This window comes from Vibrio sp. 1874 (genome assembly GCF_033344395.1).
In the GTDB taxonomy this organism is placed as follows: domain Bacteria; phylum Pseudomonadota; class Gammaproteobacteria; order Enterobacterales; family Vibrionaceae; genus Vibrio; species Vibrio alginolyticus.
In genome coordinates, this window is record NZ_JAWPOR010000002.1 from 46,009 (window position 1) to 65,234 (window position 19,226).

Annotated in this window: 15 protein-coding genes and 1 tRNA gene; 8 read left to right on the forward strand and 8 right to left on the reverse strand. The window is 45.4% G+C overall.

What is annotated here, in order from left to right; all coding sequences use genetic code 11:
• Positions 1-42: 42 nt before the first annotated feature.
• The gene (locus R8N46_RS04170) at positions 43-1,251 is read right to left on the reverse strand and encodes a GGDEF domain-containing protein (RefSeq protein ID WP_005374203.1); all 1,209 of its coding nucleotides are present in this window, start codon (positions 1,249-1,251) and stop codon (positions 43-45) included.
• 103 nt (positions 1,252-1,354) lie between these two features.
• On the reverse strand, positions 1,355-2,665 hold the full coding sequence (gene brnQ, locus R8N46_RS04175) for a branched-chain amino acid transport system II carrier protein (protein ID WP_318098371.1): 1,311 nt from the start codon (positions 2,663-2,665) through the stop codon (positions 1,355-1,357).
• An 836-nt stretch (positions 2,666-3,501) separates the two neighbouring features.
• On the opposite strand from brnQ, the gene R8N46_RS04180 reads away from it, so the two are divergent.
• From R8N46_RS04180 to R8N46_RS04200, 5 genes are all read left to right on the forward strand, one after another.
• On the forward strand, positions 3,502-4,512 hold the full coding sequence (locus R8N46_RS04180) for a TAXI family TRAP transporter solute-binding subunit (protein WP_017635521.1): 1,011 nt from the start codon (positions 3,502-3,504) through the stop codon (positions 4,510-4,512).
• A gap of 88 nt (positions 4,513-4,600) precedes the next feature.
• Entirely contained in the window at positions 4,601-6,724 is a 2,124-nt protein-coding gene (locus tag R8N46_RS04185; RefSeq protein ID WP_005374183.1) for a TRAP transporter permease, read from the forward strand.
• Between the two features lie 8 nt (positions 6,725-6,732).
• Positions 6,733-7,965, forward strand: a complete 1,233-nt coding sequence (lhgO, locus tag R8N46_RS04190; protein WP_213972275.1) for an L-2-hydroxyglutarate oxidase — start codon at positions 6,733-6,735, stop codon at positions 7,963-7,965.
• 195 nt (positions 7,966-8,160) lie between these two features.
• Positions 8,161-8,856 (forward strand): glycoside hydrolase family 19 protein, encoded by a 696-nt coding sequence (locus tag R8N46_RS04195; protein ID WP_005374179.1) that lies wholly within the window; start codon positions 8,161-8,163, stop codon positions 8,854-8,856.
• A gap of 16 nt (positions 8,857-8,872) precedes the next feature.
• The gene (locus R8N46_RS04200) at positions 8,873-9,328 is read left to right on the forward strand and encodes a hypothetical protein (RefSeq protein ID WP_064354486.1); all 456 of its coding nucleotides are present in this window, start codon (positions 8,873-8,875) and stop codon (positions 9,326-9,328) included.
• Between the two features lie 46 nt (positions 9,329-9,374).
• Here R8N46_RS04200 and R8N46_RS04205 read toward each other — a convergent pair whose 3' ends face one another.
• From R8N46_RS04205 to R8N46_RS04215, 3 genes are all read right to left on the reverse strand, one after another.
• Positions 9,375-9,767, reverse strand: coding sequence for a hypothetical protein (locus R8N46_RS04205; protein ID WP_042523401.1), 393 nt, complete (start codon positions 9,765-9,767; stop codon positions 9,375-9,377).
• Between the two features lie 174 nt (positions 9,768-9,941).
• Positions 9,942-10,940: a cytochrome d ubiquinol oxidase subunit II gene (gene cydB, locus R8N46_RS04210; RefSeq protein WP_042523399.1), complete on the reverse strand. Its 999-nt coding sequence runs from the start codon at positions 10,938-10,940 to the stop codon at positions 9,942-9,944.
• 10 nt (positions 10,941-10,950) lie between these two features.
• Positions 10,951-12,339 (reverse strand): cytochrome ubiquinol oxidase subunit I, encoded by a 1,389-nt coding sequence (locus R8N46_RS04215; protein WP_213972274.1) that lies wholly within the window; start codon positions 12,337-12,339, stop codon positions 10,951-10,953.
• A 161-nt stretch (positions 12,340-12,500) separates the two neighbouring features.
• Between R8N46_RS04215 and R8N46_RS04220 the strand changes: the two genes are divergently transcribed.
• Positions 12,501-13,745: an NADH:ubiquinone reductase (Na(+)-transporting) subunit B gene (locus tag R8N46_RS04220; RefSeq protein ID WP_047102825.1), complete on the forward strand. Its 1,245-nt coding sequence runs from the start codon at positions 12,501-12,503 to the stop codon at positions 13,743-13,745.
• A gap of 299 nt (positions 13,746-14,044) precedes the next feature.
• Positions 14,045-15,445, forward strand: a complete 1,401-nt coding sequence (locus tag R8N46_RS04225) for a tryptophanase (RefSeq protein ID WP_053307136.1) — start codon at positions 14,045-14,047, stop codon at positions 15,443-15,445.
• Positions 15,446-15,523: 78 nt separating this feature from the next.
• Here the strand turns inward: R8N46_RS04225 and R8N46_RS04230 are convergent, their stop codons facing one another.
• The gene (locus R8N46_RS04230) at positions 15,524-16,135 is read right to left on the reverse strand and encodes a DUF2913 family protein (protein WP_005374167.1); all 612 of its coding nucleotides are present in this window, start codon (positions 16,133-16,135) and stop codon (positions 15,524-15,526) included.
• A 32-nt stretch (positions 16,136-16,167) separates the two neighbouring features.
• A tRNA-Leu gene (locus R8N46_RS04235) sits at positions 16,168-16,251 on the reverse strand.
• Positions 16,252-16,812: 561 nt separating this feature from the next.
• On the opposite strand from R8N46_RS04235, the gene R8N46_RS04240 reads away from it, so the two are divergent.
• Positions 16,813-18,021, forward strand: coding sequence for a NupC/NupG family nucleoside CNT transporter (locus tag R8N46_RS04240; protein WP_017635515.1), 1,209 nt, complete (start codon positions 16,813-16,815; stop codon positions 18,019-18,021).
• Between the two features lie 54 nt (positions 18,022-18,075).
• Here the strand turns inward: R8N46_RS04240 and R8N46_RS04245 are convergent, their stop codons facing one another.
• Positions 18,076-19,164, reverse strand: a complete 1,089-nt coding sequence (locus tag R8N46_RS04245) for a DUF3541 domain-containing protein (protein WP_115386453.1) — start codon at positions 19,162-19,164, stop codon at positions 18,076-18,078.
• Positions 19,165-19,226 lie beyond the last annotated feature (62 nt).

Genomic DNA, 19,226 nt, shown 5'->3' on the forward strand with positions numbered 1-19,226 from the left:
GCGATTTCTAGCTAATTCGAAATTACTGGCATAACAAACACGTTATGCGCTTTTGGCTGGAGCTGGGACAAACTTATAATTTAGGTCTTTCCCTTCTCCAAACAAGGTAACGAGGTTCCTTCCAGTATGTTTAGAGCTATATAGCGCTTCGTCTGCTTCAGCAAGCGCCTCTTGAAGTGATTGCCCCTCAGATAACTGACTGATACCAAAGCTCATGGTCACTTCAGTTTTAAATGATTGCAAAGCGGTTTCAGTTTCGACCGCAAGGCGAATTTGCTCTGCGACAATTTTGGCTTGTTGTGCTTTTTCGAGCAAAACAATCATGAACTCGTCACCACCAAATCGCACAATGCAGGCTGACTCAGGAAGATGCTTTTTAAAAATAGTGGAGATCGTTGCCATGACGGAGTCGCCAACCGTGTGACCATAGTGATCATTAATCGCTTTGAACTTGTCGACATCAGTCATAATAATGCTGATTGCTTGGCTTTTTTTATGTGCTTTACTAACCAAGTTTGGAACGATTTCTTCCATGGCTCGACGATTATATAGCCCTGTGAGTGCATCTAAATGAGAGAGATCATTTATGGATTGCACCAAGCGTCCGTTAATTAACCACAGCATACTAAAGCTCAAAGCAACGATCAGGCAGATGCTAAATAAGAAAGTCAGCTGATGGATAAGGCCTGCGACCATAAAACTTGGTAACTCACCTGAAAAAGTACTCCAAAGCGCCCTAAATCCCATAAAAAAACTAAATCCAAAGAAAGAGTAAGCCATTGCTTTAACAGGGAGCTTTAAGTCCTTTTGGGTACCTTTAAGCATGGCGACACCACTAAAGAAGGTGACGATACAAATATACATGCTCAGATAAATAATGCGGCTTTTGATAGAAGGGTCATGGAAGGTGAAATAGTAAAATGAACCACTGAAAACAGGTGTTAACAAGGTAAGACAGTGAGCCAATTTTAAAGGATATTGACGAAAAATGCTTACGCTATATAGCGTAAGCAAGAAGCCGACTAATATGAGAGTGTTGGCTATGACGATGGTCAGCCAGTCTGGCGCAGAGCCTCTAAAGCCAAGTAAAAAAGGGCCTAAACCAATAAACAGTAGTGATATCGAGAAGGTTTTTAAGCCTTTGACTCTACCCTGAGTGTATTGATAACAAAGCAGACTAATAGAGTAAATGCAAGAGAACAGAATAACGATAAAGTTCAGTGTTCTGATGTCTAGATACTGATTATCCATAGGCGACCCATATCAATCTTTCATTCAGGCAACTCCTTTGCCTGATATCAATAAGCGAGCTACATAGTAACGCACTTATTGAGCGATGTCTTATGTTAAACGGCTATTCATTCACCAGCTCGAATTGTTCGGTTTGGTTGGTTTTCGTCGTAAACAGCAGACCAACAATCATCATAAATACGCTAGGCACAATCCAGCTAGCAAAGTCATTGTACAGAGGCATGTAATTACCCATCCACTCATCAGTGGAACTTGGCATGTAACCTAGGATGTGCAGCGCATCAACACAACCAAACGTTAGAGCAGTGAATGCGGTTGCTACCACCATGATTTGCGACATCTTGTTGCGCACTGGTGCCATGATCATCAACGCAATCGCGACTGGGTGAAGCGCCACAACCGCTGGCAATGTGATAGCCAATAGTTGCTCTAGACCTACGTTGGCGATCAAACCAGCCAATACCATGGTCGTGATAACGCAGCCTTTGTAGTTCACTTTGCTGAAAGTGTTGTCGTAGAACTCACTGCCTGCGGTGGTTACGCCGATAGCAGTAGTCAAACACGCCAATACCATCACGGCACCTAGTAGTAGTGAACCAAACGCGCCGAAGTGGCTGAAGGTGAATGCCGTTAAAATGTCGCCACCATTGCTGAACTCAGAACCCAAGTATGAGCTTGTCGAGCCAATGTAAGCCAATGAGATGTAAACAAACGCCATGGCAACCGCGTACATCAAAGCTGCGATTAGCGTGTATTTTGCGGTGGCTTTCGGGCAATCCACACCCATGCTGCGAATCGCGCGGAAGATAATCCAACCAAAACCGATAGAACCTAATGCATCCATGGTCATGTAACCTTGGGTTAAGCCTTCAGCAAATGCGCCAGATACGTATGGTCCCGTTGCGGCAGTTAGCTCACCTGCAGGAGAAACCAAAGCCGTCACAGACATGATGATCAAGATTACCATCAAGGCAGGCGTTAAGATCTTGCCTAGGTTGTCGACCAACTTACCCGGATATAGAGCAAATAGAATGGTGATAGCACAGAAGGCAATAGTGAAAGGCACCAAAGCGGCATCACCAAACGTTGGCGCAAAGCTGAATTGATAAGCGACGGTAATCGCACGTGGGATTACGAACGCAGGGCCAATCACAATAAATACCATCACCCAAAAACTTGTCGCCAAAGGTTTAGGCAGGGCAGCGGTTAATTTGTCTGAACCGTTTACGATAGCCACCATCACCAGTGCCATCGCAGGCAGACCAACACCCGTTAAGAGGAAGCCAGACATCCCGCTCAGAAAGTTTTCACCTGCTTGGTAACCCAAAAATGGAGGGAAGATCAGGTTACCTGCGCCTAAGTACATGGCGAAAGTCATGAAGCCCAAAGCGGCGATATTGCGTGCGCTTAACATTGTTATTCCTCTTATGTTTCGCTTGGAAGAAACTGAAAGGAATGGGAGGAGTATGTGGTGTTCCCGTCAGCTTCTTCTCAAGCTGACAGAAAGTTTAGATATAGCCTGTCAGCTCTGAATCAGTTTCAGAGAGAGCAGGAGGATCGCAGCAGCAACGCCAGATGGGCGTTTTAAAGCGAATTGTAATTGCGCAGTTGCTGACATGGGTGATCCTTAATGACGAAAAAATACCAAGGAATACGTTTGCCTTGGTGTGTTGTTACCCTAACGAACATAGGGCCATTGGCACAACCCCGAAGTAGAAAATAAGTTGATACGGTCAATGTTTGTTTCTGAACTGGTGGATCGAGCTGCTTTTTAAATTCAAAATTAGAATAAATGACTTTTCATTTCTGTAACATGGCTTGCTTTGCTGTATTTTTGTGCTATTTGTAGTCGTTTAGGCTATAAACCTCAGCTGATAAAGTGAGCAGCTTAGAATGATACGCTTTTTGTTTTTATTGTTAAAATGCTCACTAGTTGCAGTTCAATCCAAAATCACGTCGGCAAAATATTGCTTATTAGCGAATTAGGCATTTGTTTCGTATTGATCACATTTTATTAACCTTTTGCGATCTAGGCGTGTAACCTTCTTCTCTTCAATGAGCAAGATCTTGCTCATTACTTTGCTATCAAATCAGCATGATTTTGCTCATTTTTGATGTATTTCAGCACTTAGTTCAATAAATACAAAGGGTTAAAAGTTGGCATTTCAATTGCTCTAGGGAATGTGTTGTTAATAAAGATTTAACATGATGTAAATCCCCAATCGTGAAACGACTACACGGAGAGTAATAATGAAAATGAATAAGCTGGTAAAAGCTTTGGCTGTCGCTGTGACTTCTTTTGGTATTGCTGCTAACGCTGCGGCAGAAGATCGTAGCTACATTCTTGCAACGGCATCGACAGGTGGTACTTACTACCCTGTGGGCGTAGCGTTGGCGACGTTAAGCAAAGTGAAATTGGCACCAAAGCACCACTTCTCCCTTTCTGCAATCAGCTCTGCGGGCTCTGGTGAAAACGTCAAACTGCTGAACGAAAATGAAGCACAGTTCGCGATTCTACAAGGTCTTTACGGTGCATGGGCTTGGTCTGGTGAAGGTCCTTATGAGAAGAGCGGTCGCCAAGAGCAGCTGCGTTCAGTCTCTATGCTGTGGCAAAACGTTGAGCACTTTATTGTTCGCTCTGACTTAGCAAAAACTGGCACGGTGACTGACCTGAACAACCTAGATGGCAAGAAGTTCTCTATCGGTAAGAAGAACTCTGGTACTGAGAACTCGGGTCGCCAAATCATGAAAGGTCTGAAGGTCGACCCTGATAAATTCAATCTTGCTTACATGGGTTACGGCGGCAGTGCGAGCGCACTTCAAAACGGCACCATTGACGGCATGAACACGCCTGCGGGTGTACCTGTTGGTGCGGTCACTCAAGCTTTTGCTGCGTTGGGTAAAGACATTTCGATCCTTTCGTTTACTGACGAGCAAATCAAAGAGGCGAACGGCAACTACAACCTATGGACGAAGTACGAGATCCCTGCGAACACGTATCCAGGTCTAGATAAGCCGATCACCACCATTGCACAGCCTAACTTCTTGGCAGTTCGTGAAGATATCTCGGAAGAGGACGTTTACCAGCTAACCAAAGCGATCTACGAGAACCTGCCTTTCCTACAAGGCATCCACAAAGCAACAAAAGCAATGGCGATTGAGAAAGCGATCGCTGGCTTGCCAGTGCCTCTTCACCCAGGTGCGGTGCGTTACTACAAAGAAATGGGCATCGAAATCCCATCAGACCTAATGGCGAAATAACGCCAACTTCGCCCCGAGTTTCGGCTCGGGGCATTTTATCCCTACCGATTTCTAAGATGGAAAAAGCCGCCAGAGCTTGGAGTATGAGATGAGCGACTCAATAGAAAAGGAATTGCAGAAATTTGAGCTGCCCACGCGCACTGATTTTCCGTGGGTAACCACCACAATCACAGTGTTTGGCGTGGTGTTGTCTGCTTTGCACATTTGGTTTAATACCTTATCGACGTTACCAGAGTTATGGATTTCCGCGACCCACTTTGCTGGCTTTGCGGTGATTTGTGCGCTTTGGTATCCGGCTCATATCTCTCTCAAGCAGAGTAAGCTTGCACTCGGTATCGATGTGTTAATTGCTATGGGCGCGGTCGCGTGTTTGCTCTACATTCCCTATGCCGAAGATGCGCTGTACGAACGTGGCGTCAAGTTCGTGACCAGCGATTGGGTCTTCGCCATCATGGCAATCCTGATTGTGATTGAGCTTATCCGACGCACCATGGGTTGGTTTATTCCAGTGCTGATTGTGGTGTGTCTGAGCTACGTTGTGCTTTGGGGTAAGTGGGCGACAGGTATTTTCCACTTCCCGGGTTTGAGCATGGAAACCTTGCTCTACCGTAGCTTCTATTCTTCTGAGGGCATGTTTGGCTCTATCTCGCGCATCAGTTGGACTTTCGTATTCATGTTCATTCTGTTTGGTGCGTTTCTTGTTCGCTCTGGTGTTGGTGATTACATCATCAATGTGGCACGTGCTGCGGCTGGTAAAATCATCGGTGGTCCCGGTTTTATCGCAGTGATTGGCTCGGGATTGATGGGCTCAGTATCTGGATCTAGTGTGGCAAATACGGTTTCAACCGGTGTTATCAGTATTCCTTTGATGCAAAAAGCAGGTTTTCCTTCGCGCTTCGCGGCGGGCGTTGAAGCAGCGGCATCGACAGGTGGTCAGTTGATGCCACCAGTGATGGGCGCGGGTGCTTTCATCATGGCGTCTTACACGCAAATTCCTTATGTTGATATTATTGCCGTTTCTTTCATTCCTGCTCTTATCTATTTCTTGTCTGTGGCGTTCTTTGTGCGTATCGAAGCCAAACGCAGCGGCGTTCAAAAAATCACGACCAGCGATGAATCTCTACTGAAAGTGTTGATCAGCGGTTGGCACAATCTTATCCCACTGGCGGTATTGGTTACTTTGTTGGTTCAAGGCTTTACGCCAACTTACGCTGCTGGCTTGTCGATCATTTCTGTGGTGGTGGCTTCTTGGTTCTCGAAAGATCACAAGATGGGACCAAAAGCGATCATCGAAGCGCTATCGCAAGGTGCGAAAAACATGGCGACAACCGCTGTATTGCTGGTGGGTATCGGTTTGGTGATCAACGTGATCAGTACAACGGGCATCGGCAACACCTTCTCATTGATGATCGACGGTTGGGCGAATGGCGACTTGTTCATCATGATCGTTCTGATTGCGCTCGCTTCTCTTGTTTTGGGTATGGGTTTACCTGTTACAGCGGCGTATATTGTGTTGGGCACACTGTCTGCCCCTGCGCTTTACAAGTTGATTGCGGAAAACCAATTGCTTGAATTGATGGTGTCGGGTCAATTGCCAGAACAAGCAAAAGCCATCTTCATGTTGGCGGCGCCAGAAAAGTTGGAACTTCTTAATGCACCAATGGCGTTGGAAACTGCGAAAGAAATGGTGGCGTTAGTACCTGCAGACTTTATGGAAACCCTACTAGAGCAAAGTTTGGGTATGGAAGCGGTAGGCTTGGCATTGCTGGCTGCTCACCTCATCATCTTTTGGTTATCGCAAGACAGTAACGTTACGCCACCAGTGTGTTTGACCGCTTTTGCAGCAGCAACCATCGCCAAAACACCACCGATGCGCACTGGTTTGATGGCGTGGAAAATCGCCAAAGGTTTGTATCTTGTACCGCTACTTATTGCCTATACAGGCTTGGTCAGTTGGGATGTGACGTCGGTAATTACCGTAGGCTTCTTTGCCATCATCGGTACCTATGCATTGATTGGTGCGATTGAAGGCTACTTGGAAGGTCCTCTAAACATTCTGACGCGTCTCTTGTTGGTAGTGGTGGGTACATTGCTGGTTTGGCACGATATCCCAATGTTGGTTCGTGTGGCAAGCTGTGCGGTATTTGTCGCGGTGTTCATTTACAGTGGTCGCAAGTTCAAATTGCAACAATCTCAACTATCGGTTTTATAAGAGGTCGTATGAAATCAGTCTATGACTACATCATTGTTGGTGGCGGTATCGTTGGTGTGTCGACAGCATGGCAACTACAGCAACGTCATCCAGACAAATCCATTTTATTGGTTGAGAAAGAGTCCGGTTTTGCCAAGCACCAAACCGGACACAATAGCGGCGTGATTCATGCTGGGGTGTACTACGCTCCGGGCAGCTTAAAAGCGGATTTTTGTAAGCGTGGGGTAGAGCGAACCATTTCGTTCTGTGCTGAGCACGATATTCCGGTGGAGAACTGTGGCAAGTTATTGGTTGCGACCAATGAGCAAGAAGTCGAACGCATGAATGCCCTCTATGAGCGCTGCCATGTCAACGGCATCGACGTAAAGCTACTCGATGAAGTTCAACTCAAACTGGCTGAGCCAAACATCACTGGCTTGGGTGCGATTTATGTCAAAACCACTAGCATTGTTGATTATCGTTTGGTCACTGAGCAGATGGCGGAAGAGTTCAAAAAGCTCGGCGGTCAAATCAGCCTGAGAACCAAAGTGGTGGCTGCCGAAGAGAAGGATGAAGAAGTCCAACTGACCTGCATTTCAGACGGTCAAACGATGCAGCTTAATACCAAGTTCTTGGTTACTTGCAGTGGCTTGATGGCGGATCGCATGACTAAGATGATGTCTATTCCGACCGATTTCCAAATCATCCCTTATCGTGGTGAATACTACCGCTTAGATAGCAAACACGACCGAGTGGTGAATCATCTTATTTATCCAATTCCAGACCCTGATTTGCCATTCTTGGGCGTCCACCTGACTCGCATGATTGATGGCAGTGTGACTGTTGGTCCAAATGCGGTTCAAGGCTGGAAGCGGGAAGGGTACGACAAGGTTAACTTCAGCTTGCAAGATACCATGCAAATGCTCAGTTTCTCCGGTTTCTGGAAGGTGACACAAAAGCATCTAAAAACCGGACTGGGTGAGTTTAAGAACTCGTGGTGGAAGCCGGGCTACCTCAAGTTGGTCAACAAATATTGCCCAAGCATCAAGGTAGAAGATCTCAAACCATATCCTGCGGGTATTCGTGCGCAAGCAGTGTTATCCGATGGCACCTTGGTTCATGACTTTTTGTTTGCCGAGAGCGCAAGAAGCCTGCACGTTTGCAACGCCCCCTCTCCTGCAGCGACATCTGCAATGCCTATTGGAGAGTACATTTGCGATAAAGTGAATGAGAAGATAGAGGCGAAAACCGAGACGGTTTAACAGTAAAAAGCCATGTTAAAATATATGAGCGAAAAGAATGCTTTTCTAGAATATTGACTGGTATGTTATTTGCCGCACAATAATGTAATTAGTATGTAAGAAATGGTTTTAAAGTGTCGTAATACAATGTCAACTTCAAATTTTATAGGTGATTTTTTGTTCTTTCAGTTTTAATCTTCATCAGATGGAGGGACTATGATTACAAAACAGCACCTTAGAAAAGTATGGAAGAATGAAACTAAAGTTTCAGAAGACTATTTAGTGATTATAAGCAAAGAACTTTCTATGAAGATCTCTGAATGTAAGTTAGATAGTGAACTGAGACTGTCACACTTTGTCGCTCAATTAGCAAAAGAGGTTGGTCCTGGAATGAGAATGGAGGAAAACCTGAATTATTCAGTTCAAGGATTGAAAAGCACTTTCAGAGTCTATAGGAATAGGCCGGCGTTAGCTGAAAAGCACGGGAGAAAAAATGCCATCAATCAAAAAGCAAACCAAGAAGCGATAGCAAATAATGCCTATGCCATGAAAATAGGCAATGGTGATGCAAGTACCGGAGATGGATGGAAATATCGCGGTAGAGGAATGATACAGTTAACAGGGAAAGGAAACTATTTAGCGACAGAAAGCATACACGCAAATATTTGGAACGAAAATACGAGTTTCTCTTCTTCGCCCCAGTTAGTTGCTCAACCTAAATATGCCATCAGGACTGCTATGATTTTTTGGCTGAAGAATAAACTATATTTAAAAGCCGATAAGGGAGCATCTAGAACGGTTACTGATAGTATTACTAGGGTTATTAATAAAAATACAGATTCATATGGACAACGACATGAGATATTTACCGAACTGTATAAAAAAGGTATTTTCAAAGAAATTTTTAAGTAGGGCTTTTGGAGCTTGTTTGATAGTACATTACCCTGCATTTTCCTTTCAGTTAACTAGTGTCGACGATGGTTATTTTCTGACTGATAATAAGTTTGAATCGGATTATATGGTATATACTCCGGGCGCGAAGGAAGCGGAAATTACTGATGCATATGACTTCACTTGTGTTGGTAGCAAAATCGAAGTGGTTAAAATTAGAAGTGAAATTAACAATGCCGTGACTCATGGAGAGCAGCTCCAATATTACTTTTTTCTTGTTACTGAGAATAAAGCTTACTGGCCACTTAGAATTGTTGAATCTTTCCAGACCGTGGACAAAGATTCCCAGGAATTAGTGTCAGAACATTTACCTTTCACAAAAAATGATGACCTTGGGTTAGCTTGTGATTTAGTTAGGCCTCAGGTTGAAAGCTATTACTTTTCCCAAGCTTTTGAAGCGATACCTAAACATACCAACAATAAAGGCGACTGAATCAGTCGACTTTATTGTGTCGGCTGTAGAGTCGTAGTGTCTATTGCTATTTAGGGCAGAGTTCGCCTTTCTTTGCGTGTCTTTCGATCATGTAATCGCCTCGGGCACTGTGTAATACAATTGCATTCCAGACTTGACCATCTTGCAACTCGAACTCAAACGCATAATGGGTGCCGCCGACCATTTTCGTTCTCACCTCATGAATTGCTTTCAATTTATCATCGGCATTCATTTGATAAAGCACCATGTTGAGTGAGCGTCTGGCGTCAGGAGTTGCCTCAGCAAGTTGCCAATGGCCCTGCTCGTCTGTTGCGGAGCAAATAGACCGAATTTTACTTTTCATGGCGGATGACATCTGCTTGTCTACGGCCAATGCATTTGGTGAAAACAGTGGAACCGTCAAAGGAATCAAAGTTACCAGAAACCGCTTTAAGGTCATAAAAACACTCCGTTGTTTTACTCTTGCTTGAGTATAGACCTCAATGGCTTCAGATGTGGTGCAGTCGACTCTGGGCCTACAATATCGCAGTTTGTATCAACGAACTGATGATAAACAAGGCGACAACGCTTGCCAGCCAAATGCCAATGAACCACAAAATGGGTTTTAGTTTCATCAGTGATATCCTTCTCCACGTTTCATCTTGCCGCGGAAAACCCAGTACGAATAAGCCGTGTAGGCTATGATCAGAGGAAGTAATACCACCGCACCGGCAAGTAAAAATGCCAAACTTTTGTCTGGCGCGGCGACGTCTTGATAAGTGAGTGCGAATGGGACCAAGTAAGGGAATGTACTGACACCGAAACCCATCGCGGACACAAGAAACAGGCCGATCGCAAGAATGTAGGCTCGGACGGCTTTGTGGTCGAGTAAGGCTTTGAATAGCTGCCAAATAAGTGCCGCTGCAATAATTGGTAAGATGAAAAACAGTAGTGAGTTTGGTAATGAGAACCAACGTTCAAATACGATATTTTGGCTCAATGGCAGCCACAAACTGGCGATGAATATACAGGCTACCATCGCTAGTCCCCATCGTCGCGCGACCACGTAATAGCGCCCCATCAGCTCTTCTGGAAGCTTGATTAATAACCAGCATGAACCGAGCAGAATATAAGCACAAACAAGCGCCAGGCCACAAAATACGCTAAATGGTGAAAGCCAATCAAACCATCCACCTGCGTATGCTCGTTCACTAACCTCTATACCTTGGAGCAGGGTTCCGAGCATAATGCCTTGCATCAATGCCGCGGTGAGTGAACCAATGAAAAAAGCGCTATCCCATAAAAACTTTCCGCGTTGTGTTCGGAAGCGATACTCAAAAGAAACCCCGCGCAGAATTAACCCGAGCAGCATTAAAATCAGGGGAGCATAGAGTGCTGGCATAATGACCGCGTAGGCGAGGGGGAACACGGCAAAAAGCCCACCTCCGCCAAGAACTAGCCAAGTTTCATTCCCATCCCAAACAGGAGCGATGCTGTTCATCATCATGTCGCGCTCTTCATCGTCATTAGCGCTGAGGAATAGGATACCAATACCGAGATCAAAGCCATCTAACACGACATAAATCAGAACGGCGAGCCCAATCAAAGCGTACCAAATTAATGCGTAATCCATGAGTTAGCTCCTAGGTTAGATGGTTAGAATGTGTGATGGCATCAGTTTTCGTGCCATCAGGAAGTCGGCTATCTAGACCTTCTTCATATCGAGTTGGAGACTTGCGCATCAAACGTAGGAGATAGAAGAAGCCAGCTCCAAAAACCACAAAGTAAACCACGATGAACGCCGTCAGGGAGACGCTCACCGCGGCGGCATCAATAGGCGATGCCGAATTGGCTGTGGTTAAAAGACCGTATACGGTGTAAGGCTGGCGACCGACTTCGGTAGTTATCCAGCCTGCTAAAACTGCAATGAACCCCGCTGGGGCAAACAGCACACAAATACGTTGAAGTGCCCTCGAATCAAAAAGTTGGCGACGTTTTCTTAGCCAAAGGCTCCACAAACCAATAACAAGCATGCCAAAACCAAGCGCGACCATGACTCGGAAAGACCAGAAAACGATAGAGACAGGAGGGTGTTCCTCCTCTGGAAAAGCATCTAATCCCTTCACTTCACCGTTGAGGTCATGAGTTAAGATCAAACTACCGAGTTTGGGGATTTCCAGTGCGTATTCCATACGTTTTTCTTCATCGTTAGGGATACCGAAGAGGATCAATGGCGCGCCTTGGTGAGACTCATAGTGCCCTTCCATCGCGGCGACTTTGGCGGGTTGATGTTCAAGGGTGTTTAATCCATGCATGTCTCCAGCAACGATTTGAATTGGTGTCACGATGGCAGCCATCCACATTGCCATCGAGAACATAATTCTGGCTAGAGGGTTATGGTTTGCTTTTAGCAAGTGATAAGCGGCAACGCCGGCTACAACAAAGGCGGTAGTAAGGTAAGCGGCGAGCAACATATGAACGAGCCGGTAAGGGAAGGAAGGGTTGAAGACAATCGCCCACCAGTCTTCTGGGACAAACTGTCCGGCTTCGTTGATACTATAGCCCGCTGGTGTTTGCATCCAACTATTAACCGAAAGTATCCAAAACGCAGACAAAAACGTCCCGAATGCAACAATACAAGTCGCGGCGAAGTGAAGCTTCTTACCCACCTTATCCATACCGAAAAGCATCACGCCTAAAAACCCCGCTTCGAGGAAAAACGCAGTAAAAACTTCATAACCCATTAGCGGGCCTAGGATTGGGCCTGTTTTGTCGGCAAACACGCTCCAGTTAGTACCGAATTGATAGCTCAACACGATGCCACTCACCACACCCATACCAAAACTGATGGCAAAGATTTTGAGCCAGTACTTATAGATTTGCATGTACTGTTTGTTGCCCGTTTTTAAGTACAAGCCCTCTAACACGGCGAGGTAACTTGCCAAACCAATCGTAAACGCTGGAAAAATGATGTGGAAAGAGACAGTAAAGGCAAATTGGAATCTGGCTAAATCGATGGCGAGTGTATCCATGGGCATTCCCTTTTAAGTTTCGAATTAACAGTTCGCCGAATTAGAAGAGATGAGGGAAGAGCGACGAACAAAATGGAATACGAAGAAGGAAGACGAAGAGATTAAAAAACGATCGCTTTTTACACATGTGCGTACCATCTTTTAAATAAAGGAGGAGTGTTATGAGCCTTAAACATTACTTTGAGAAAGCGACACCTAAGTTTGGTCCAGGTGGGAAGTATCACAAGTTCTACCCACTTTTCGAAGCTGTCGAAACCATTTTTTACACGCCCGGTAAGGTAAACCAGGGCATGACTCACGTTCGAGATAGTATCGATTTAAAACGTATTATGATCATGGTGTGGTTGGCGGTCTTCCCTGCCATGTTCTGGGGTATGTACAACATAGGCCAGCAAGCGAGTGATGCCTTGTTGTATGGAATGGATCAAGCCTCAGCTCAGCAAGCGCTTGTTTCTTCATGGCAACTGAGTTGGGTATGGGGCTCGTTAGATGCGGTTTCACAAGCGGGGTGGGGAAGTAAAATGTGGCTTGGTGCTACTTACTTTCTTCCAGTTTATGCGACGGTGTTTATCGTTGGTGGTTTCTGGGAAGTTCTGTTTGCTATTGTGCGAAAGCATGAGGTAAATGAAGGCTTTTTTGTCAGCTCTATACTCTTTGCGCTGATCCTTCCTCCGACAATTCCACTATGGCAAGCGGCTTTAGGTATCACTTTCGGTATTGTTGTGGCGAAGGAGATTTTTGGTGGTACTGGACGAAACTTCCTAAATCCAGCTTTAGCAGGGCGCGCGTTCTTATACTTTGCCTATCCTGCCAACATGTCCGGTGGTGCCGTGTGGGTCGCGGCTGATGGTTACTCTGGCGCTACTCCACTCAGCCAATGGTATGAAGGAGGGCAAAGTGCTTTGATAAATAATATGACGGGAGAGCCAATTTCATGGGGAGATGCTTTTGTTGGTAATTTACCAGGCTCGATGGGTGAAGTCTCCACGTTGTTGATCGCACTAACAGGCTTGGTTCTCATCTTTATGAAGATTGCATCGTGGAGAATTGTTGCGGGCGTGTTGGTCGGTTTAATCGGAGCTTCATTACTATTGAATGCGATCGGTTCAGACTCTAACCCCATGTTCTCCATGCCGTTCTACTGGCACTTCGTGATTGGTGGGGTTGCGTTTGGTACCTTCTTCATGGCGACAGACCCTGTCTCGGCAGCTTTTACCAATAACGGGAAATGGGCATACGGACTATTAATCGGCGTGATGACGATTTTTATCCGAGTGCTGAACCCGGCTTATCCAGAAGGCATCATGTTAGCTATTCTATTTGCTAACTTATTCGCGCCACTTTTCGATTACCTAGTCAAAGAAAGTAATATCAAACGCAGAATGAAAAGGGCGAGACCTTCTTAAAATGAGGGTGACCTCACTGAAAATTGATTGAAAACTGCACTATATTGAAAAGGTCAGAGACATGGGGTTTCTGACTTTTTATTTTTATCAGGAGGACGAAGACGATGAGAATAAAGGATATTCTCGATAGCCGTTTGGTGCTGTCGTTCTGGTATAACCTAGACTACTGCTTGTCTCTTCTTAGTAAAATCTCTTCTCGTTGATTTCCTCAATGCAATCGCATTGAAAAGCATTCTATCTATTTGTTTTTTTAGTCTTACGTGAAACTGCGTAGGGCAATGCGTATAAGGAAATTAACAATGAAACGTATTCCAGAACCTTTCCGTATCAAAATGGTTGAGCCAATCAAAATGACGACTTTGGCAGACCGTGAAGTCGCGTTAAAAGAAGCGGGCTATAATCCATTTCTTCTTCGTAGTGATGATGTTTATATCGATTTGCTGACTGACTCTGGCACTGGTGCCATGAGTGATAATCAGTGGGCTGGCATCATGATGGGGGATGAATCCTATGCGGGGAGTCGAAATTACTACAACCTGTGTGATGCAGTGGAGCACTTCTTCGGTTATAAGCTCACCGTGCCTGCACACCAAGGGCGTGGTGCCGAGCAAATTTTGTTCCCAGCTTTGATTGAGCGTATGCGTCAGGTGCGTGGTGGCGAAACGCCAGTATTTATCTCGAACTACCATTTTGATACCACAGCGGGTCACATTGAACTCAATGGCGGTAAAGCGATTAACGTGGTAACGGAAGAAGCATTCGACACCACTACGCCTTATGATTGGAAGGGCAATTTTGATATCGATAAGCTGGTGGCAACAATTGAAGCGCACGGTTCGCATAACATTTGTGCAATTATCACCACGATTACTTGTAATAGCTCCGGTGGTCAGCCTGTGTCGATGGAAAACATGCGCAGTGTGTACGAGATTGCAACCAAGTACGATATTCCAGTGGTGATTGACTCGGCTCGTTACTGTGAGAACGCCTACTTTATCAAGCAGCGTGAAGCGGGTTACGAGAATAAATCGATTCTGGAAATCATCCGTGAGATGTACCAGTACGGTGATATGCTCACCATGTCAGCTAAGAAAGACCCGATGGTAAACATTGGTGGCATGTGTTGTATTCGTGATCATAAGGAGTTGTTCCAGGCGGTGCAGACGCGCTGCGTACCCATGGAAGGATTTGTAACATACGGCGGCATGGCTGGGCGTGATATGGAAGCGCTCGCTCGCGGTTTGTATGAAGCCGCGGATGAGGATTTTCTTCACTATAGAATTAGCCAAGTTCAATACTTAGGTGAGCGCTTACGTGAAGGCGGTATTCCGATTCAATACCCAACGGGTGGTCATGCGGTGTTTGTGGATGCCGCTAAGATTTTGCCACATATTCCAGCGGATCAGTTTCCTGCGCAGGTATTGTGTAATGCTTTGTACTTGGAAGCGGGTATTCGAGCAGTAGAGATAGGATCGTTGCTGCTTGGTCGAGATCCGGAAACGGGTAAACAAAAAGTGTCAGAGCTTGAGTTGATGCGTTTGACCATTCCACGTCGTGTCTACACAAACGATCATATGGATTACATTGCGGATGCGATTATCGAACTGAAAAATCGTGCACATGAGTTAAAAGGGCTCACTTTCGAGTACGAGCCACCAGTGCTGCGCCACTTTACTGCTCGATTTAAAGAGATCGATTAACTCAAGTTTAAATCTAGATAAGCAAAAGGCCGCGAGTTTCGCGGCCTTTTTCGATTCGTTTATTTCTTAGCGTTACACTCACGCCAACTCTAATGTGATGCGAACGAACTGGTCGTCTTGATACTGCACTTCATAATTGAAGGTACCACTGGCGTAAATGCTGCCAAGAAAAAGTGAACGTTGACTCATTGGTCCGCGGAACAGCATCGAAATAGGAGCGATTAGGGCGTTATTATCATCGAAGTGCTGATTTAAGTTCTCAGAAAGCACACACAGCAAACAGCCGTGTTGGTCGTGAGATAAGTCGACGTCTTCCGGTCGAGATAATAACACGGTAGTCCCCAGTTTCTTCTCAATCTCGTTGATCAGCAGCAAGTAGCTATCTAGATCGGGTTGAGGGTTGCTGGGTTTGTCTGCACCGACGCAGCGCTCGAGTAATGCTTCCAGATTTCCGTTCTCACCTTTTGCCTGCTGAGTCAAAGATTTTAACGGCTTTTTAATCAGCTTATAGCGATTACTCTTCAGTTTTGGTTTCAGCCATTTCTGAAGTAAGTCATTACGTTCTTTAAGGGAGAGGCCATGCGAGGACGCGTGAATTTTAAAGTGCAGGTGTAATAAAGCGTGAACCGCAAGCTCACTCAGAAGTTGATTAGCATCTGTAGACTGTCTTGCCTGCTTAGAACTTTGCATTACACTCGAACAAAATTAGGGAAGAAGGATAATGGTGCCGAGAGAGGGACTCGAACCCTCACACCAAAGGCACTAGCACCTCATGCTAGCGTGTCTACCAATTTCACCATCTCGGCATCATGATGCTCTGAATACTCAGAGGCCTCGAAAGAAGCAACGCGAATTGTATAACCAAAATCCACCTGTTGGCGAGAGCAAAATGACGAATTTTGGCTCTTTCGAGTTTGATTGCATATTTATTGGTCACTTTTATGTTTTTTACCATCAACGCCTATCCTTATGCCCTTACTTTTATTAATAGTATGACGACAAAAGAGTACTTTTGCCTAAATTTTGAACGCTTGAACGTTTGCGTAAATAAATGTGATGAATATCTCTTTTTGTTGGCTATACTTGCGTCCCGTTTAAGCGGGAATTAGGGTTTAGTTGTTCAGGACCCTTACCCATACAAGCCGTCACATGGAGCAGGCCAAGCAACATGCTCGCCAGCAGTGAATGACCCCACGGACCGGACCAGCTACGTTCAATTGCTTGTATAAGGTAAAAATAAGATGTCGAACTATTCGTTCTGTCTACATTCTGGATCTAAAAGTGAGTTATCACTCGCTGCGTTGTCCCTTTCTTCTGCCAATTCCTTTGGCTCTTTTTTCTTTTTCAACGTTTAGTAGGTCCAGCTCATGAGTGTTCTATTTAGTCTATTTGGTATTGTTGCACTGCTAGGTTGTGCTTTCCTACTTTCTGAGGGTCGTTCTTCCATTAATTGGAAAACTGTATCTCGCGCCTTGATGCTACAAATGGGGTTTGCTGCTTTGGTGCTCTATTTCCCGTTGGGTCAAGCGGCGCTGGCGAGTTTAAGTAATGGGGTCGCGGGGCTACTCAGCTTTGCTGATGAAGGGATTAAATTCCTCTTTGGTGACCTCGCTTCTTCTGGCTTTATCTTCGCTATTCGTGTCCTTCCTATCATCATCTTCTTCAGTGCTCTTATCTCCGCCCTTTACTATTTGGGCATTATGCAAAAAGTGATTCAATTTATTGGCGGCGCTATCCAGAAGTTCTTGGGTACGAGTAAAGCAGAGTCTTTGGTTGCAACAGGGAACATCTTCTTATCTCAAGGCGAGTCACCACTTCTTATTCGTCCATTTCTTTCTAACATGACTCGCTCTGAACTGTTTGCCGTGATGGCTGGTGGTATGGCTTCAGTGGCGGGCAGTGTGCTTGGTGGTTATGCTGGTTTGGGTGTCGACCTCAAATACTTGATCGCGGCAAGCTTTATGGCAGCGCCAGGTAGTTTGATGATGGCAAAAATTATCGTTCCTGAGCGTCAAACGCCAAGCGATTACAACAATATTGAGCTAGATAAATCAGAAGAAAGCAACGTAATTGATGCGCTAGCAAGCGGTGCTATGGGCGGTATGAAAGTTGCTGTTGCTGTTGGTACCATGCTTATCGCTTTCGTGAGTGTTATCGCGATGGTGAACACGGGGCTAGAAAACTTGGGTGAGATACTTGGTTTCTCTGGCGTAACGCTACAAGCGATTTTTGGTTATTTGTTTGCACCTCTCGCATGGTTGATTGGTGTGCCAAGCCACGAAATCCTAGCTGCGGGTTCATACATTGGTCAGAAAGTGGTGATGAATGAGTTTGTTGCGTTTATCGATTTTGTGCAGCACAAAGCGACACTGTCTGAGCATACTCAAATTATTATCACTTTTGCGTTGTGTGGTTTTGCGAACATTGGCTCAATTGCGATTCAGTTGGGTTCTATCGGCGTGATGGCACCTGAGCGCCGCAAAGATGTTGCAAGTCTAGGCCTAAAAGCGGTTGCTGCTGGTACACTCGCTAACCTGATGAGTGCGTGCTTAGCGGGCATTTTTATCTCTCTCTAATTTAGATTGAAGATACACACTAAAAACCCGCCTAAATGGCGGGTTTTGTTATTTCTAAGGCTTGGGCATTAAGCCGTAAGGTATCGATTTAAAAGCCTCTGGGTGCTCTTGATAAGTTGGCGCTTTATGTATCCCTTTCCAATCGAGCAGCATGATGGCTAGCACGTTACGGTGTTCGCCGTACTTGAGATCAAAGTTACCGTCGACCGACGGAATCATCCCTTTTTCTGCGTTGATTGCGTGACGAATGGCTTGGCGGGTTTTCTTTACGACCGGATCATGGTCCAAGCCTGCTAACAAAAACGAAATGCCGACTTCCGCAATCACGTCTTCTTTGGCGCGCAGTAGGATAGTGTCGATATTGTTGCGAAAGTAATCATAAATCCATTGGTGTTTCTTCTCGCTTACTCGCTCCTGATAATACTGTGAATCGGCAAAGATGATGTGCGTCATACCATAGAGTTTGTTCCAATACTGCTGAGCTGAAAGCATCTTATCTTTATCGTCGGGGTAGGTGTCACGGAAGGTTTGAGTGAATTCCTCGACCACATCTTGCTCTCCTAACTGACGAAGCCAGTAGACTTGGTTTGCAAGCTGAGCTGCCCATGCTTCTATCATCTCTTTGTCCGTAACGTAACGCGAGAAATCGTAGCGCCTAATAATTTTTCTCAGCGTTTTGTCTTGTTTATGCTTTAGGCCGTATTCGTTTGCTCTTGCCATTGCGCCAAGCAAATCCACACCAAGATAAAGGTACTCAGGATGGTGTTTAGTCACGGTATAGCGTCGCTGCCCTCGTTCGGTTTCTTTCTCTTGATACGTGGTCAGCCTTTGAGATGAATAGAGAATGATGTCTTCTGGTTCAACAACTTCATTAGCAAATTGGTTTAACCGGCTGGCTACTTGTGCCATGTCGGTCCAAATGGCAGCGTGATATTTCTCATCTAATGTTTGGCGGTACATGCGTAAGCCAAAATGGCCCTCTTTAAACGCCGGGAAAGTGAACAGTTCCTGTTCGTAGGTACTACGAATCAACTGCGCTGATTGAGTATTATCGAGAAGCGGTACCTCTTCCTGTGATGCCTGAGCTGCAAAGGTAAGTGAGCAAGAGAGTAAGACCGCTAAGCTAAGAGGTTTAATACGCATAAATCCATTCCCTATGAAGTCCTGAACCTAAACCTACCATCAATATTAATTGAGAATGTAAA

Excerpts from the sequence above, each read along its gene's own strand:
- R8N46_RS04245 (WP_115386453.1), bottom strand. The coding sequence starts at position 19,164 with ATGCGTATTAAACCTCTTAGCTTAGCGGTCTTACTCTCTTGCTCACTT.
- R8N46_RS04220 (WP_047102825.1), top strand. The coding sequence starts at position 12,501 with ATGAGCCTTAAACATTACTTTGAGAAAGCGACACCTAAGTTTGGTCCA.
- brnQ (WP_318098371.1), bottom strand. The coding sequence starts at position 2,665 with ATGTTAAGCGCACGCAATATCGCCGCTTTGGGCTTCATGACTTTCGCC.
- R8N46_RS04205 (WP_042523401.1), bottom strand. The coding sequence starts at position 9,767 with ATGACCTTAAAGCGGTTTCTGGTAACTTTGATTCCTTTGACGGTTCCA.
- lhgO (WP_213972275.1), top strand. The coding sequence starts at position 6,733 with ATGAAATCAGTCTATGACTACATCATTGTTGGTGGCGGTATCGTTGGT.
- R8N46_RS04185 (WP_005374183.1), top strand. The coding sequence starts at position 4,601 with ATGAGCGACTCAATAGAAAAGGAATTGCAGAAATTTGAGCTGCCCACG.
- R8N46_RS04225 (WP_053307136.1), top strand. The coding sequence starts at position 14,045 with ATGAAACGTATTCCAGAACCTTTCCGTATCAAAATGGTTGAGCCAATC.
- R8N46_RS04240 (WP_017635515.1), top strand. The coding sequence starts at position 16,813 with ATGAGTGTTCTATTTAGTCTATTTGGTATTGTTGCACTGCTAGGTTGT.
- R8N46_RS04180 (WP_017635521.1), top strand. The coding sequence starts at position 3,502 with ATGAAAATGAATAAGCTGGTAAAAGCTTTGGCTGTCGCTGTGACTTCT.
- R8N46_RS04195 (WP_005374179.1), top strand. The coding sequence starts at position 8,161 with ATGATTACAAAACAGCACCTTAGAAAAGTATGGAAGAATGAAACTAAA.
- R8N46_RS04170 (WP_005374203.1), bottom strand. The coding sequence starts at position 1,251 with ATGGATAATCAGTATCTAGACATCAGAACACTGAACTTTATCGTTATT.
- R8N46_RS04215 (WP_213972274.1), bottom strand. The coding sequence starts at position 12,339 with ATGGATACACTCGCCATCGATTTAGCCAGATTCCAATTTGCCTTTACT.
- cydB (WP_042523399.1), bottom strand. The coding sequence starts at position 10,940 with ATGGATTACGCATTAATTTGGTACGCTTTGATTGGGCTCGCCGTTCTG.
- R8N46_RS04230 (WP_005374167.1), bottom strand. The coding sequence starts at position 16,135 with ATGCAAAGTTCTAAGCAGGCAAGACAGTCTACAGATGCTAATCAACTT.